The sequence below is a fragment of the Streptomyces sp. NPDC057654 genome (assembly GCF_042800135.1).
GTDB lineage: Bacteria > Actinomycetota > Actinomycetes > Streptomycetales > Streptomycetaceae > Streptomyces.
The window spans coordinates 1-1,174 of record NZ_JBHVHQ010001447.1; the positions used below are offsets into that span (position 1 = coordinate 1).

Sequence of the window (1,174 nt, forward strand, 5' to 3'; positions counted from 1 at the left end):
GTCGTGGGCTCCGCCTTTTTCTCTGGGCACGCAGACAGGAAAAAGAGTCTGGACAAAAATAATTGTCGGTGGGAGGGTGGGGTCATGTTGGACGTGACAGTGATCGAGGACCCCGCGGCCGCCGAGAGCTCGCTCGACCCGATACGGGCCCGGCTCCTCGCCGAGCTGGCCGAACCGGCGTCGGCCGCCATGCTGGCCGCCAAGGTGGGGCTGGCCCGGCAGAAGGTGAACTACCACCTCAAGGCGCTGGAGCGGCACGGTCTGATCGAGCTGTTCGGGGAGCGGAGGAAGGGCAGCGTCACGGAACGGCTGATGCGGGCTACCGCCGCCTCGTACGTGATCTCCCCGCTCGCCCTCCCCGACGTGCAGCCCGACCCCGCCCGCTTCCGGGACCAGCTTTCCGCCCGCTGGCTGCTGGCCGTCGCCGCGCGGCTCGTACGCGACGTGGGCGCGCTGATCACGGGGGCGGCCAAGGCCCGCAAGCGGCTCGCGACGTTCGCCCTGGACGGCGAGGTGCGGTTCGCCTCCGCCGCCGACCGGGCCGCGTTCGTCGACGAGCTGACGCGGGGAGTCGGGGCGCTGGTCCGCAAGTACCACAGCGAATCGGCCGAGGGCGGGCGGGAGCACCGTCTCGTCGTCGCCCTGCACCCGGCTGTCAAGGCCGAAGCCGAAGCCGATGCCGCCGGGGCACGGTCGGCGGGCGAACCAACACCAGCACCATCAGCAGCAGCCGAGAAGTGATCGGCAAGTGCAAGTGATCGGCAAGTGCAAGTGACCGACATGAACCGCGGGAGACATCGCCATGGGTAAGGAATTCGAGATCGTCCGGGAGTTCGAGGCCCCGGCGTCGCCCGAGCAGGTCTGGGAGGCGATCACCACCGGCACGGGCGGCTGGCTGTGGCCGGTGGAGTACGAGCCGCGCACGGGCGGCGCCGCGCCCTTCGGCGGCACCGTCACCGCCTGGGACCCGCCGCACCGGCTGACCGCCCGCTCCGAGGTCGAGGTCGAGGGCGCCGAGAACCAGACGCTCAACCAGCTCGACCACACCATCGAACCCCGCGAGCACGGCTCCTGGGTGCGCTACGTGCACAGCGGCATCTTCGTGGACGACTGGGACAACCAGTACGACGGCGCCAACCAGCACACCGATTTCTATCTGCACACCCTCCGGCAG

2 protein-coding genes are annotated in these 1,174 nt (G+C 69.8%); both read left to right on the forward strand.

Annotated elements, in window-relative coordinates; all coding sequences use genetic code 11:
• Window positions 1-84: 84 nt before the first annotated feature.
• Window positions 85-741 carry an ArsR/SmtB family transcription factor gene (locus ACFU99_RS44255; RefSeq protein ID WP_384404531.1) on the forward strand — a complete coding sequence of 219 codons (657 nt, stop codon included), beginning with the start codon at window positions 85-87 and terminating at the stop codon, window positions 739-741.
• Window positions 742-802: 61 nt separating this feature from the next.
• A partial coding sequence (locus tag ACFU99_RS44260) for an SRPBCC domain-containing protein (protein ID WP_384404533.1) occupies window positions 803-1,174 on the forward strand: 372 nt, incomplete at its 3' end.